Genomic DNA, 13701 nt, shown 5'->3' on the forward strand with positions numbered 1-13701 from the left:
GTTCATCCGGCGGCGGGGGCGGTGGCTCCTCAACGTCGAACGTATTTAACTTCTCCGACACCTTTTTCACGTATTGGTACGCGAGGCCGGTGACGAAGGCATAGCCGAGCGCAAGGTGAATCGCCGCGACGATAACGATCGCGACTACCTTGCTCCCGCTCATCTTCTGGTCAGCGTAGGCCATTCAGCAGTGAAACTCCCTCATCCCTAGGGCCACTAGGGCCAGATCACCCATCCGGCGCATCGAACCGGCGACCCAGTACGTCCGTTGGCTAGAACAAGCCCGAACGCGCCACGAGTCCTATCGTGCCGTTTCCGGGCGTGCAAACGCTTTGTCTGGCGCAACAAACGTACAGTCTCCGCATGGCAGAATTATTTCTGTATCGAAAGCTCTCAATCGCGTAATCGAAAACGCATGAGATCGATTACGTTTCCTGGCGCGGTTGCGCTTGCCGCGCTTAGTTTTTCGGTAGGTTTTCCGGGTGTTGCGCAGCAACGCGCGGCCGCGGTGGAGGAAAATTCCGCGGCGCCGCCCTATGCCGACATGGCCGATCTGGTGATCGCCAGTCCGCTCGTCATTGACGCGACGATTCGTTCGACCGCCAAGATAAAGCCCGCCGAAGCACTTGGTGTCGCTCCTGGCGCAACGCGATTTTACGTCGAGGCGGACGTCAACGCGCTCGTCCGGGGGCCAGGAGCGATTCCCCCGCGCGTCGGCTATCTGCTCGACGCCGCCCCCGATCCGCTTGGCCGCGTTCCCAAATACAGGAAATCGCGGGTTCTTTTGTTTGCGCGCCCCGTGCCTGGGCGCGCAGATCAGGTTCAGCTTGTGACCCCAGGGGCGCAACTCGGCTGGTCGGCAGCGAGCGATGCGCTGGCACGGCGAATCGTCGGCGAGGTGCTGGCGAGCGATGCCCCCCCGGCAGTGACCGGCATCGGCAGCGCCTTCCATGTCGCCGGCTCACTGCCCGGCGAAGGCGAGACGCAGATATTCCTGCGCACAGCCGATCATCGCCCCGTTTCGCTATCGATCCTGCGCCGCCCGGGAGAGCAGCCACGCTGGGCGGTCGCGCTGTCCGAGATCATTGATGATTCCGCCGCCCCGCCCAAGCCGGATACCTTGCTCTGGTACCGGCTCGCCTGTGGCCTGCCGCGCGATCTTGGCGACGACAGCACAGCTTCACTCTCGGCAACAGACGCTGCGCAGGCGCGGGAGGATTATCGATATGTGCTGGAGCGACTGGGGCCGTGCCGTCGCCAGCTCAACGGCGGTAGCGCACCAGGGTGATTCCGATGGATTCGCCTGCCTCGGCAATCGCCAGCTTGACGATCTTGACCGTGACCCGCCGCACCCGCCGATCCTGAATGAACAGGGTTTCGGCGATATGATCGGCCACGCCCTCGATCAGCGTGAAATGGACGCCGGGCGGCAGCGCGGTGGTCGCGGCACGCTTCAGGTCGAGATAGTTTTTTGATGCGCTTAGCGGCGTATCCGGGGCGAAATGCGCGGACACATCAAGCTGCACGCCGATAGAGATGCGCAACGGCTGCGGAAGATGGGTTTCCTCGGAATAGATGCCGGTCAGCACCGGCACCTCCAGATCGTGCACTTCCAGTTCGAGACTATCGTCCATCGCGCGCTCGCAAGAGGTTGATCCGCCGGCGCGGATGAAGCGGCGCCTCTAGGCTCGCCGCGACATCGGGGCAAGCGAATCAGGCAGCGACGCTGGGCCGCACGCTCGCTGCGATGTGCCAGCGGCGCAGGCCGGCCGCCGATTCGGGCACCGAAAGTGTCGCCGTTCGCGCGCAATCGACTGTCGCCGGCGCGGTCATGTCGGCGAAGCGATAGATCTCGCCCGCTATCAGGGACGGGTGGCGAGATCGCTATCCCGCGCATCGACGAGTGCGAGACCGCCGGGATCCGCGCGATTTCAAACGGCGTGCCGCCGAGCGGCGCGGGATGCGGCTGCACCCCCTCGAAATAGCGGCAGATGGCCGCCGACTCGCAGATCACCTCGCCATTATCGAGCTGCAACGCCGCCGCCGCTCCCCCCGCGGATTGATCGCCAGTTATGGCTCGCCGACTTGCTCGTCCTCACGCAGCTCGATCGCTACGCGCTCGACCGTGATACCCTTCTCGGCAAGGAATATTCGCACGCGTCTGGGGCTAGGCGCCCGAACAGCATCATGAAGCTTCACGCCATCATTCCATTTGCGTTCAGCCGCACTATCGCTAATCCGCGCCGCCCTTGGCATCCATTGGGGAATAAGGCGGGTGATCGAGATTACGGCACTGGAACAGGCGGGAACGGACGCGATCGAAGCGCTGCTCGATCGAGCCTTCGGCAGTGATCGTCACAGCCGCACCGCTTATCGTCTCCGCGCCGGCACCGCCGCGATCCCGGCGCTGAGCCTCGCTGCGCACGACGGCGGCGTGCTGATCGGGACGATACAATGCTGGCCGGTCACCTTCACCGCTGACGACGGCCGTGCCGTTCCGCTCACCCTGCTCGGCCCCGTCGCGGTTGAGCCGGCGCGCCAGCGCGACGGGGTCGGCAGGCTGCTGATGTCCGCCTGCCTCGACGCGGCGGCACGCGCGGGGCTGGATGGCGCGATCATGCTGATCGGTGACCCCGAATATTACGGCCGCTTCTTCGGCTTCTCCGCCGAACGCACCGCCGGCTGGCGCCTCCCCGGGCCGGTCGAGCGCCACCGGCTCCTCGCGCGCGGCGAGCGGGTGCCGGCGGCGGACGGCACGATCGGACCGCGCATCGCGGTTTCCGCCTGACCTTTACGGGCGCCGCGCCCTCCCCTACGCGCAGGCAATGCCGATGGCGCCGCCACCCGATTTCGAAACGCTGACGATCGCCGACATCGCGCGGCTGGCGGAGGGCGATCGCCTGCCGCCGGTCGAGCGCTGGCACCCGACGCATTGCGGCGACAGCGAGATGCGGATCGCGCGCGACGGCACCTGGTATCATCAGGGCTCGCCGATCGGGCGGCAGGCGATGGTGCGCGCTTTCAGCCGCATATTGCGACGCGAACCGGATGGCGGCTATGTGCTGGTGACCCCCGCCGAAAAGCTCGACATCGCGGTGGAGGACGCGCCGTTCGTCGCCGTCGAGATGAAGGCCGAGGGCGAGGGGCGCGATGCCACGCTCGCCTTTCGCCTGAATACGGGCGATCTCGTCACCGCGTCGGCCGATCACCCGCTGCGCTTCGTCGAGCACGACGACGGCCCCCACCCCTATCTGCTCGTCCGTGGCGGGCTAGAGGCACTGGTGACGCGCGCGGTCTATTACGATCTCGCGGAGCGAGCGCTGGCCGGTGACGACGAACCGCCCGGCATCTGGAGCGCGGGAAGCTTCTTCCCGCTGATCGCTTGAGCTCGCTTGCCGATCGCCTTCACCGCGCGCTGATCGCTGGTCAGGGCGAGCATCCGGTATTGCTGACCGGCGACCGCGCGGAACTGGATCTCGGGCCGGACGATCGGATGAGCCCCGCCGCCGTGCTCGTACCCGTCACCGATCGCCCACGCCCCGGCGTTATCCTGACGCGTCGGCCCGAAACCATGCGCCGCCATGCCGGGCAGGTCGCGTTTCCCGGTGGCCGCGTCGATCCCGGCGAGGATGTGATAACGGCGGCGCTGCGCGAGGCGGAGGAGGAAATCGCCCTGCCCCGCGCCGTGGTGTCGGTGATCGGCACGGTGGACAGCTATCGCACCGTAACCGGCTATATCGTCACGCCCGTGATCGCCGTTGTCCCGCCCGATCTGCGGCTGGTGCCCAATGCGGCCGAGGTCGCGGCGGTGTTCGAGGTGCCGCTGGATTTCCTGCTCGATACCGCCAATCACGTCGAGGCGACGGTGGAGTGGCAGGGGCATGAGCGCCATTATTACGAGATCAACTGGGAAGGGCACCGTATCTGGGGCGCGACCGCTGCGATGATCGTCAACCTCGCGCGACGGCTGAGATGGGCGAGCTGAACCACGAACCGGGCACCCTGCCGCCGGCCGCATGGCGCGACCTGCCGGGGCTTGACCGAATTGCCGACGCGCTCGGCGCGAACGACGGCGAGGCGCGGTACGTCGGCGGCGCCGTGCGCGATACGTTGCTCGGCCTGGCCGTGGCGGACATCGATATCGCCACGCGCCACGCGCCGGACGAGGTGATTGCGAGGCTGGAGCGGGCGCGAATCAAGGCGATCCCCACCGGCATCGATCACGGCACGATAACCGCCGTCTCGAGCGGCACTGTGGTGGAGGTGACGACGCTGCGGCGCGACCTTGCCACCGACGGCCGACGCGCCACTGTCGCCTTCACCGACGACTGGCGCGAGGATGCTGCCCGCCGCGATTTCACGATGAACGCGCTCTATGCCGATCCGCGCACAGGCGAAATCTTCGACTGGTTCGGCGGGCTCGACGATCTTCGTGCCGGACGCGTGCGCTTCATCGGCGATCCCTACCAGCGGATCGCCGAGGATCACCTGCGTATCCTGCGCTTCTTCCGCTTTCACGCGCGTTTCGGCGATGAGATCGATGCGGCGGGGCTGGCCGCCTGCACCGATCGCGCCAACGATCTGATGGCGCTGTCGCGCGAGCGGATCGCGGCGGAGCTGCTACGGCTGCTGGTGGCGAAGAATGCGGTGCCGGTGATCGCGCTGATGATCGAGCGTGGCATCTTCCGCCCGGTCCTGCCGGAGATCACGGACGTCTCCCCGCTGGCGGCGCTCGCCGCGCGCGAGAAGGCCGAAGGGATCGCGCCGGATGCGATCCGCCGGCTCGCCGCGCTGCTGAAGCCGGGCGAAACCGAAGATGTGGGCGCGCGCCTCAAACTCTCGAATGCCGATCGCAAACGCCTTCGCGCGGCGCACGACGGCCCCGGCGACGAAGGCCCGCGCGCGCTTGCCTATCGCGTCGGCCCGGTGATCGCGACCGATCGGCTGCTGCTGGCGGGGCGAAGCGTCGCGGCGCTGACAGATTGGGAGCCGCCGCGATTGCCGATCGGCGGCGGCGAGATCGTCGCGCGCGGCGTGGCTAAGGGGCCGGAGGTCGCGGGCCTGCTCCGCGCCGTGGAGAGCGAATGGATCGCGCGCGGCTTTCCGGATGAAGCCGCCACCGTCGCGATACTCGATCAGTTGTTGCTTTCGCGCAGCAACTGATAAGCCGCGTCCCCCTCCAGCGGTCGCGAATAGGCATAGCCCTGCCCGCAGGTGCAGCCCAGCGCGGCGAGCGTCTGGCCCACTTCTACCGCCTCGATCCCTTCCGCCACGGTGCGCATATTGAGCGCGGCCGCGAGGCCCAGCACTGCGCGCACGATCGCCACCTTGTCGCGATCGGCCAGCATGCCCGTGACGAAGCTGCGGTCGATCTTGAGGATGTCGATTGGCAGCTTCTGGAGATAGGCGAGATTGGAATAGCCGGTCCCGAAATCGTCCATCGCAATCGTTGTGCCCAGCGCCTTCAGCGCGTGCAGCACCCGCGCGATCCGGTCCGGCTCCGCGACGAGCGCGCTCTCGGTCAGTTCCAGCCGCAGCCGGTGGCCGGGCAGCCCATGTTGATCGAGCGCGGCGGCAACGATCGGCGCCACCGCGTCGCGCTGCAGCTGGATCGCGGAAAGATTCACCGAGACGGAAACGCCGCAATCCCCGCCGCTGCGCCGATCCCACGAGGCGAGCGTCCGTACCGCCTCGTCAATCGCCCAGCGGCCCAAAGGTACGATCAGCCCCGATTCCTCGGCAACAGGGATGAATGTCGAGGGCGACTGTGGCACCCCGTCGCGATCCGTCCAGCGTGCCAGGGCCTCGAAGCTGACAATTCTTCCCGTCGCAAGGTCGCATATCGGCTGATAGTGCAGCGTGAGCTGAGATTCCTCGATTGCCCGCCGCAACGCCGTCTCCAGCGCAAACTCCTCGCGCGCGCGCACGAACGCCTGATTCTGATATGCCTCCGCCTGACCGCTGTGTTTCGAGCGCTTCACCGCGAACTGCGCGTGGCGGATCACGTCTTCCGCCTCGTTCACGGTCTCGTCGACGAAGGCGATGCCGATCGAGCAGGAAACATGGATTTCATAATCGCTCAGGCGGAAAGGTGCCGAAAGCACCGCGCGGATGCGTTTTGCGACATGCTCCGCCTCATCGCGGCTGTCATCGAGCGACAGCAGAATGCCGAACTCGTCGCCCCCCGTCCGCGCCAGCATGTCTCGCACGCGCAATGCGCCCTTGATCCGGCGCGCCAGCGCCATCAGCAACTCGTCGCCGGCCATGCTGCCGAGGCACGCGTTGATCCGGCTGAAGCGGTCAAGATCGACCACCATCACGGCATAATTGCTGTTGCCCGACGCGATTACCGTTTCGAGCATGTCGCCGAAACCGCTGCGATTGGGCAGGCCGGTGAGGCTGTCGGTCGCCATCTCGCGACGGAGATTCTGCTCCGTGCGCAATTCGCCGGTGTGATCGACGAAGGTGACGAGACACCGGGGCTCGGCCCGAAACGCGATGCGCGCCAGCGTCACCGTGAAGTGGCGCTGCTCAACCGAATCGCCGATGTCCCAGGTGAATTCCGCGCGGTGCTCGCCCAGATCAAGAAAGGCGGCGACCCGTGGCCCGATTTCCATGAGCGCGCGATCAAGCCCAAGGCGGCGATACGCCGTGTTCGGCATCTCGCGCACCATGCGCCCGTCGTCGAAGCCGACCATCACCGCCGCGATCGGCAGCAGTTCAAGCGCCCCCTCGGCCGCCGTCATGCCCGCGGGCATCACAGCGGGCATGGCGTTCGCAAAGGCTGCCCCGGTCAACATTCACGATCGATGTGGCACACCGATCGTTAAGGATGACCTAAATTTACAATGCGTCCCCGCTCGATGCGCTGAATTCCGATGGATCTAAATATAATTCAATAATTTGACCGAGAATTCTGAAGGACGCCTCAGAATCGGTTGTTGCGCGGAAAGCCCGTCGGCGGCATCCGGCCGGCCGCACCCCGCGCGGTGCGCCAGGGGGAGAGATCGCTCTCGGTGCGCACGCGTCCGCTCTCGCCCCCCATGGACCAGCTCAGGCCATCGGCGTAGCGGAACGCAACCGCATCGGAGAGCCCGCCGTCGCGGTAACGCTGCAACTGCACGCCCTGCCCGCGCGTCATCTCTGCCAGTTCGGAAAGCGGGAACACCACCATCTTGCGATTGTCCCCGATCGCAGCGACATAATCCGCACCGTCCGGGATCGGCCTGACCAGCATCAGCTTCGCGCCCGGGCGCGGTGTCATCACCGTCTTCCCTTTGCGCGTTTCCGCGATCACATCGCTCGCGGCGACGGCGAAGCCGCGACCGTCGCTCGCCGCGATCAGCAGCTTGCCAAGCCTTGTCGCGCTCATGAACGCCACGATGCCGACATTGCCATCCAGGTCGATCGTGGCGCGCACCGGCTCACCAAATCCGCGACCGCCGGGAAGCTTGTCCGCCGCCAACGTGTAGAAGCGGCCGTTCTCAGCCGCCAGCAGCAGCTTGTCGGTAGTCTGCGCGTGAAAGGCATAGGCCGGGCCGTCGCCTTCCTTGAACTTGAGCGTATCGGCGGAAGCGAGGTCGACATGGCCCTTCATCGCCCGGATCCAGCCGCGCTGCGACAGGATCACCGTGATCGGCTCGCGCTCGATCATCGCCTCGAGCGGGATCTCGCGCGCGGGGGCGGCCTCCTCGATCGTCGTCCGGCGCTTGCCAAGCGCCGTTTCGGGCCCGTAGCGATCGCGGACCTTCGTCAGCTCCTTCTTCATCCGCGTCCGCTGCCGCGCGTCGGAGCCGAGCAGCGCCTGCAACTCGCTCTGCTCCTTCGTCAGCGCATCCTGTTCGCGCTTCAGTTCCATCTCCTCCAGCCGACGCAGCGAGCGGAGCCGCATGTTGAGGATCGCCTCCGCCTGCCGGTCGGTCAACTGGAATTCCGCCATCATCACCGGCTTTGGCTCATCCTCGGTACGGATGATCTCGATCACCCGATCGAGGTTGAGAAACGCGATGATATACCCGGCGACCAGTTCCAGCCGGTCGGCGATCTTGGCGAGACGATGCTCGGTGCGGCGGCGCAGCACGACGAACTGATGCTCGACCCACGCCTCCAGCGCCTCCGTGAGGCTCATCACGCGCGGCGTGCGCGTCCTGTCGAGCACGTTGAGGTTGAGCGGGACGCGGGTTTCGAGATCGGACAGGCGGAACAAGCCGTCCATAAGCACCTGCGGATCGACGGTGCGGCTGCGCGGCTCCAGCACGAGGCGGATGACCTCATCGCTTTCGTCACGCACATCGGACAGAATTGGAAACTTCTTGTCGTTGATGAGCGCGGCGATCTGCTCGATCAGCTTGCCCTTCTGAACGCCATAGGGAATTTCGCTCACGACGATCTGCCAGCCGCCGCCCTTCTCGCGCTCCACCGTCCAGCGGCACCGCACCCGGAAACTGCCCCGCCCGGTGGCGTAAGCCTCGCGAACCGCCGCCGCCCCGTCGACCATCAGGCCGCCGGTGGGGAAATCCGGGCCCTGCACATAGGTAAGCGGATCGGTCGCCGGATTGTCGACCAGCGCGATCGCGGCGTCGAGCAGCTCGGCGGCGTTATGCGGCGGGATCGAGGTCGCCATGCCCACCGCGATGCCGCTCGCGCCGTTCGCGAGCAGATTGGGGAACATGCCGGGAAACAGCTCGGGTTCCTGCTCCTCCCCGTTGTACGTCGGGCGGAACGCGACAGCGTCTTCGTCCAGCCCGTCCATCAGATCGATCGCGACCTGCGTGAGCCGTGCCTCGGTGTAGCGATAGGCGGCGGCGTTATCGCCGTCGATGTTGCCGAAATTTCCCTGCCCGTCGACGAGCGGATAGCGCAGCGCAAAGCTCTGGGCGAGCCGCACCATCGCGTCATAGACCGACTGGTCGCCATGCGGATGATATTTGCCGATCACGTCGCCCACGACGCGCGCGCATTTCTTGTAGCCGGAGCTGGGATCGAGCCGCAGCAGCCGCATCGCCCACAGCAGGCGACGATGCACCGGCTTCAGCCCGTCGCGCACGTCCGGCAGGGACCGCGCCGTGATCGTGGAGAGGGCATAGACGAGGTAGCGTTCGGAAAGCGCGCTGTCGAACGGCGCGTCGAGGATGCCGATCGGCGGTTCTGCGAAGTCGGTGGCCATGAGGGAGCAGGCGTTAGCAGCGCCGTCGTTGCGATGCCAGCGCGCGACGCACGCACGTTCGCCGGCTTGCCCGCGCGACAAACGCCGCCGGATCGTTATGGTCCGGCCGGACATGCCCTCGCCGCGACTCCTGACCTGGCCCGATCTCGTCGCACGCCCGCGCCCCGCGCCGGATGCGACGATTGCTTATGGTGCCGATCCGTTCCAGAAAGTGGACCTGTGGCTGCCTGCTGACGACGGGCCGCACCCGGCGGTCGTGATGGTCCACGGAGGCTGCTGGCAGACGTCGATCGCCGACCGGACCCTGATGGACTGGATCGCCGCCGATTTGCGCGCCGCCGGCATCGCCGTATGGAACATCGATTATCGCGGCGTGGACAGGCCCGGCGGCGGTTATCCGGGCACATTCGACGATGCCGGCCGCGCCGTCGATCTGCTCCGCGATCACGCGGCGGCGTATTGTCTCGATCTGCGCCGGGTTGTGGCGGTGGGTCACTCGGCCGGCGGCCATCTCGCGCTGTGGCTCGCCGCTCGACCGCGGCTCTCCCCGGCGAGCCCGCTTCATCGAACCGAGCCATTGCCGATCGCGCATGTCATATGCCTCGGCGGCTTGCCCGATCTGGAAGCGACTGCCACCAGCCCGGACAATGGCTGCGGCGTGGAGGTGATCGAGCGGCTTGTCGGCTCCGATCGCGCCGCCCCCTTCGCGGACACCTCGATCCCGCCACTGTTGCCGCTGGGTGTGCCGCACGATCTCGTCAACGGCCGCGAAGACGCGATCATCCCCTATCGTTTCGCCGCGGACTATGTCGCCCGCGCCGCTGATGCCGGCGATCGCGTCGCGCTGCACACGATTCCGGCGACTGGCCACGTCGAATTGATCGCCCCGGAATCCGCCGCCTGGGGCGCCGCGAAGCGACTGATTCTCGCCGCCCTTTGAGCCAGGCACGCGCAGGCGCCGGCGGGCTGATTGCGCCCGCTAACCCCTTCCCCTATAGCGCGGAACGGATTCCCGCCCCGGCCGCGCGGCACGCGTCGCCGGGGCTGTTTATTTTCGAGGAACTGGCGATGGCGCGGCGGCGGCAGATCTACGAGGGCAAGGCGAAGATCCTGTACGAGGGCCCGGAACCGGGCACCCTCATCCAGTATTTCAAGGACGATGCCACCGCCTTCAACGCGCAGAAAAAGGGCACCATCAACGGCAAGGGCGTCCTGAATAACCGCATTTCCGAGCATATTTTCACGCTGCTCGATCATATCGGCGTGCCGACCCACTTCATACGCCGTCTCAACATGCGCGAGCAACTTATTCGTCAGGTTGAGATCATTCCGGTCGAGGTGGTGGTGCGCAACGTCGCCGCGGGCTCGCTGAGCACGCGCCTGGGCATCGAGGAAGGCACGCGCCTGCCGCGCACGATCCTCGAATATTATTACAAGGACGACGCGCTGGGCGATCCGATGATCACCGACGAGCATATCGCTGCCTTCGGCTGGGCTAGCCAGGAAGAGATGCACGACATCGCGGACCTGGCGATCCGCATCAACGATTTCCTTTCCGGCCTGTTCGCAGCGGTCGGCATCCGGCTGGTCGATTTCAAGCTCGAATTCGGCCGCATCTGGGACAATGATTTCGGCCGCATCATCCTGGCCGACGAGATCAGCCCGGATGGGTGCCGCCTTTGGGATATGACGACCAACGAGAAGCTCGACAAGGATCGCTTCCGCCGCGACCTGGGCGGCGAGGCGGAAGCCTATCAGGAAGTCGCGCGTCGGCTCGGCCTTTTGCCGGAGGGCGAGGATTCGGCCGTGCTGGATCTGGAATCTCACCGCAAGCGGCGCGGGAAATAGCTGTTCCGCAAATGCGCCCGACGGCATTCGATAACAGACGGCGTTGACCTTCTCTTAACCACGCACGGTTACCTTCCGCCCGAACCAATCTTGGGGGGACGGCCCGTCACCATGCGCAAATTCATCGTTCTTGCTTCCGCCACCGCGCTGACCGCTTGCGGCGGCGCCGGACCGCAGTCTGCTGGCAGTGTCGGCGCCGTGAACGCCGGCGGCTCCGGCTCGGGCACCACCGGGACTTTCGTCAATCCGGTCGACACCAAGACCTATGACGCGATCGGCGGCGCGCAGCATTTCGAATACAAGACCCGTTCGGACGGCAATTCCCAGTATAGCGAGCTTTACGCGGGCGACGCCAACAGCGCGCGCGACAGCGGCATCACGGTATCGTACAATCCGCGGGACGCGATCTTCGAAGTGACGGTCAACCGCACCAAGGCAAGCGTATCGACCGGCACGAACCGTTTCCAGGATCCCGCGCATCGCACCAATTTCGGCGGCCTGGTCCAGCCCCAGAACGGCGTGCCGCAATTGCCGGACGCCGCCGCGATCCAGTATCTTCAGTCCGGCTCGAGCAGCGGACCGATCCTGAATCCCGGCGACACGAGTCACTATGTCGTCGGCAATGACGGCTTCAGCTCTCAGGTACAGACCTTCTTCTATCAGAAGCCGGGCACGACAACCCAGTACGTCACCTATGCGGGCTATGTCCGCAACACGCTCGGCACCACCAAGATTACCGATTCGGCCACCAACGCAACCTATCTCGAGAACAGCTATTCGCTTGATCGCGCCGTCTTCGCCTATGGCGAACGAAGCGATAATTCGGTCGTCCCGAAAACGGGCAGCGCAAGCTACGCCGGCGACATGCTGGCGACGATGGTGTTCAACCCGCTGATCGATAACGATCCGCTCGCCTCCACCTATTTCCAGTGGATCACCGGCTCGCACACCACGACCATCGATTTCGCGAAGCTCTCGGTAAGCTCGACCTTCAACGGCACCGTCTCTGCCGCGGCGCTCGATGCCTATACCAATGGCAACACGGTGTTGCCGGCGGGCACGACGTTTGTCGCCCATGGTTCGGGAACGATCGATCTGGTCAACAAGGGCGGCTTCACCGGCACTGTGGGCGACGCCAAGTTCACCACGCCCGGCGGCACGGCCTATGCGGTGTCCATCGCAGGCTCCAGCCTCGACGGCGCGTTCTTCGGGCCGGCGGCGCAGGAAATTGGCGGCGGCTTCCGCATCGTTGGCGGCACGCCGGATCAGCGGATCGATATTCTGGGCGCCTACACGGGCAAGAAGTGATGCATAAGCCAGCGGCGCTTGCGCTGCTGGCGACGGCCCTCGCCCCGCTCCCGGCGGCCGCGCAGGCGCTGATCGACCAGTGCGTCGCGCATACCTGCAAGGCGCGCCTTTCGCCGGGCGAATTGCTCGACGAGGTGCAGAAGCTCGTTTCGGCGAAGCGCTATGCCGAGGCGAAGCCGATGGTGGAGGCGCTGGCGGGCATCCCGCAGCTTACCTTCCACTATCGTTTCCTTACCGGCTATATCGCGGAGCAGACGGGCGACCTGCCGCGCGCGGTGGAGATGTTCCGCGCCATTCTGGTCAATGATCCAAAACAGACCCGCGTCAGGCTGGAACTGGCGCGCGCCCTGTTCGCGATGGGCCAGACGCAGTCGGCCGACCGGGAGTTTCGGCTCGCCGAGGCGGATCGCGATCTGCCGCCGGACGTCCTGCGCACAATCCGCCTGGCGCGCAACGTGATCCGCTCGAAACGGGCGTGGACGCTCAATATCGACGGCGGCTTCGCGCCCGATACCAATATCAACAATGCCACAGGCGCGGACAGCGTGACCGTCCTGTTCGGCCCGCTCGCGATCCCGCTCGCCCTCAGCCCCGACGCGCGCGCTCGCTCCGGCACCGGGCATTTCGCGACGATCGAAAGCGGGCTGAAGCTGCCGGTTGGCGGGGGCGTCAGCATCCTCGGCGATCTGGATGCCTCCAAGACAGTCTATAGCGACAGTCGTTTCAACGACTTCTCTTATGAAATTGCAGGCGGCGCTGAAGTGGCGCTCAGCCAGACCCTCAGGGTACGGATGCAGGCTGTGGGCGCCGATCGCGTTTTCGGCCAGCATCTCATCACCCGCCAATTCGGGGTCAAGGGCGGCGCGGAGATCGATCTCGATTCCGCCTCGCGCGTCGGCGTGCAGCTCGACATCCGCCACACCGCGTCGCCTTTCGACAATAATTACAATGGTTGGCAATCGGGTCTTTATGCGACGTATGAACGCGTCGTCGCACGGTCGATCGTCGCGTCGGGCGGTGTGTTCGTGCGCCGCGATTCCTTCCGCGCCGCCCCCTATTCCAGCGTCGAGGTGGGGCTGCTCACGGGCATCGGCGGTGAACTTCCGGCGGGTTTCAATGTCGCTTTCGGTGGATCGCTCAGTCGTGCGCTCTATGATGCACCGATAACGATCTTCTCGCCCGATCCGCGCCACGACTGGCGCTATTCGCTACGCGCGACCGTCGGAAACCGGGCCTTCAACTGGAAGGGGTTCTCGCCAACGATCGGCGTGACCTGGAGCCGCATGGATTCGACCCTGCCGCTCTACGCCAATAACCGCACGCGCTTCCGTTTCGCGATCGCGCGCTACTTCTGACGAGGCGGCGCGCTTCCGGCAGGG

Annotated in this window: 12 protein-coding genes and 1 pseudogene; 9 read left to right on the forward strand and 4 right to left on the reverse strand. The window is 65.8% G+C overall.

What is annotated here, in order from left to right; genetic code table 11:
• Nucleotides 1-184 (reverse strand): annotated as a pseudogene (locus FFS35_RS11615) (energy transducer TonB); the annotation flags it as partial.
• Between the two features lie 231 nt (nucleotides 185-415).
• On the opposite strand from FFS35_RS11615, the gene FFS35_RS11620 reads away from it, so the two are divergent.
• Nucleotides 416-1288, forward strand: a complete 873-nt coding sequence (locus FFS35_RS11620) for a hypothetical protein (protein WP_137787265.1) — start codon at nucleotides 416-418, stop codon at nucleotides 1286-1288.
• On the opposite strand, the gene FFS35_RS11625 is transcribed toward FFS35_RS11620, so the two are convergent.
• Nucleotides 1263-1634: a dihydroneopterin aldolase gene (locus FFS35_RS11625; protein ID WP_137787266.1), complete on the reverse strand. Its 372-nt coding sequence runs from the start codon at nucleotides 1632-1634 to the stop codon at nucleotides 1263-1265. The two genes, FFS35_RS11620 and FFS35_RS11625, sit on opposite strands and share 26 nt — an antisense overlap.
• Nucleotides 1635-2275: 641 nt before the next feature.
• Here FFS35_RS11625 and FFS35_RS11635 point away from each other — a divergent pair.
• The 4 genes from FFS35_RS11635 to FFS35_RS11650 are packed head-to-tail and all read left to right on the forward strand — an operon-like array spanning nucleotide 2276 to nucleotide 5163.
• A complete protein-coding gene (locus tag FFS35_RS11635) occupies nucleotides 2276-2788 on the forward strand; it encodes an N-acetyltransferase (RefSeq protein ID WP_137787267.1) in 513 nt (170 codons plus the stop codon).
• 37 nt (nucleotides 2789-2825) lie between these two features.
• Nucleotides 2826-3386, forward strand: a complete 561-nt coding sequence (locus FFS35_RS11640) for a DUF1285 domain-containing protein (RefSeq protein ID WP_137787268.1) — start codon at nucleotides 2826-2828, stop codon at nucleotides 3384-3386.
• Nucleotides 3383-3985, forward strand: coding sequence for a CoA pyrophosphatase (locus tag FFS35_RS11645; RefSeq protein WP_137787269.1), 603 nt, complete (start codon nucleotides 3383-3385; stop codon nucleotides 3983-3985). Before FFS35_RS11640 ends, FFS35_RS11645 begins: the two co-directional genes overlap by 4 nt.
• Entirely contained in the window at nucleotides 3973-5163 is a 1191-nt protein-coding gene (locus FFS35_RS11650) for a CCA tRNA nucleotidyltransferase (protein ID WP_137787270.1), read from the forward strand. Before FFS35_RS11645 ends, FFS35_RS11650 begins: the two co-directional genes overlap by 13 nt.
• Here the strand turns inward: FFS35_RS11650 and FFS35_RS11655 are convergent.
• Together FFS35_RS11655 and parC are read right to left on the reverse strand one after the other, a co-directional pair.
• Entirely contained in the window at nucleotides 5136-6674 is a 1539-nt protein-coding gene (locus FFS35_RS11655) for a bifunctional diguanylate cyclase/phosphodiesterase (RefSeq protein WP_249341603.1), read from the reverse strand. The genes FFS35_RS11650 and FFS35_RS11655 overlap by 28 nt on opposite strands.
• Before the next feature lie 254 nt (nucleotides 6675-6928).
• Nucleotides 6929-9166, reverse strand: a complete 2238-nt coding sequence (gene parC, locus FFS35_RS11660) for a DNA topoisomerase IV subunit A (protein ID WP_137787272.1) — start codon at nucleotides 9164-9166, stop codon at nucleotides 6929-6931.
• 112 nt (nucleotides 9167-9278) lie between these two features.
• Here parC and FFS35_RS11665 point away from each other — a divergent pair, with 112 nt between their 5' ends.
• From FFS35_RS11665 to FFS35_RS11680, 4 genes are all read left to right on the forward strand, one after another.
• Nucleotides 9279-10106: an alpha/beta hydrolase gene (locus FFS35_RS11665; protein WP_137787273.1), complete on the forward strand. Its 828-nt coding sequence runs from the start codon at nucleotides 9279-9281 to the stop codon at nucleotides 10104-10106.
• A gap of 128 nt (nucleotides 10107-10234) precedes the next feature.
• Nucleotides 10235-11014: a phosphoribosylaminoimidazolesuccinocarboxamide synthase gene (gene purC, locus FFS35_RS11670; protein WP_137787417.1), complete on the forward strand. Its 780-nt coding sequence runs from the start codon at nucleotides 10235-10237 to the stop codon at nucleotides 11012-11014.
• Nucleotides 11015-11125: 111 nt separating this feature from the next.
• A complete protein-coding gene (locus tag FFS35_RS11675) occupies nucleotides 11126-12322 on the forward strand; it encodes a transferrin-binding protein-like solute binding protein (protein WP_137787274.1) in 1197 nt (398 codons plus the stop codon).
• Nucleotides 12322-13677 (forward strand): porin family protein, encoded by a 1356-nt coding sequence (locus FFS35_RS11680; RefSeq protein ID WP_137787275.1) that lies wholly within the window; start codon nucleotides 12322-12324, stop codon nucleotides 13675-13677. The genes FFS35_RS11675 and FFS35_RS11680 overlap by 1 nt, the downstream gene beginning before the upstream one ends.
• Nucleotides 13678-13701 lie beyond the last annotated feature (24 nt).

This window comes from Sphingomonas sp. 3P27F8, assembly GCF_005502745.1.
Taxonomy (GTDB): Bacteria; Pseudomonadota; Alphaproteobacteria; order Sphingomonadales; family Sphingomonadaceae; genus Sphingomonas.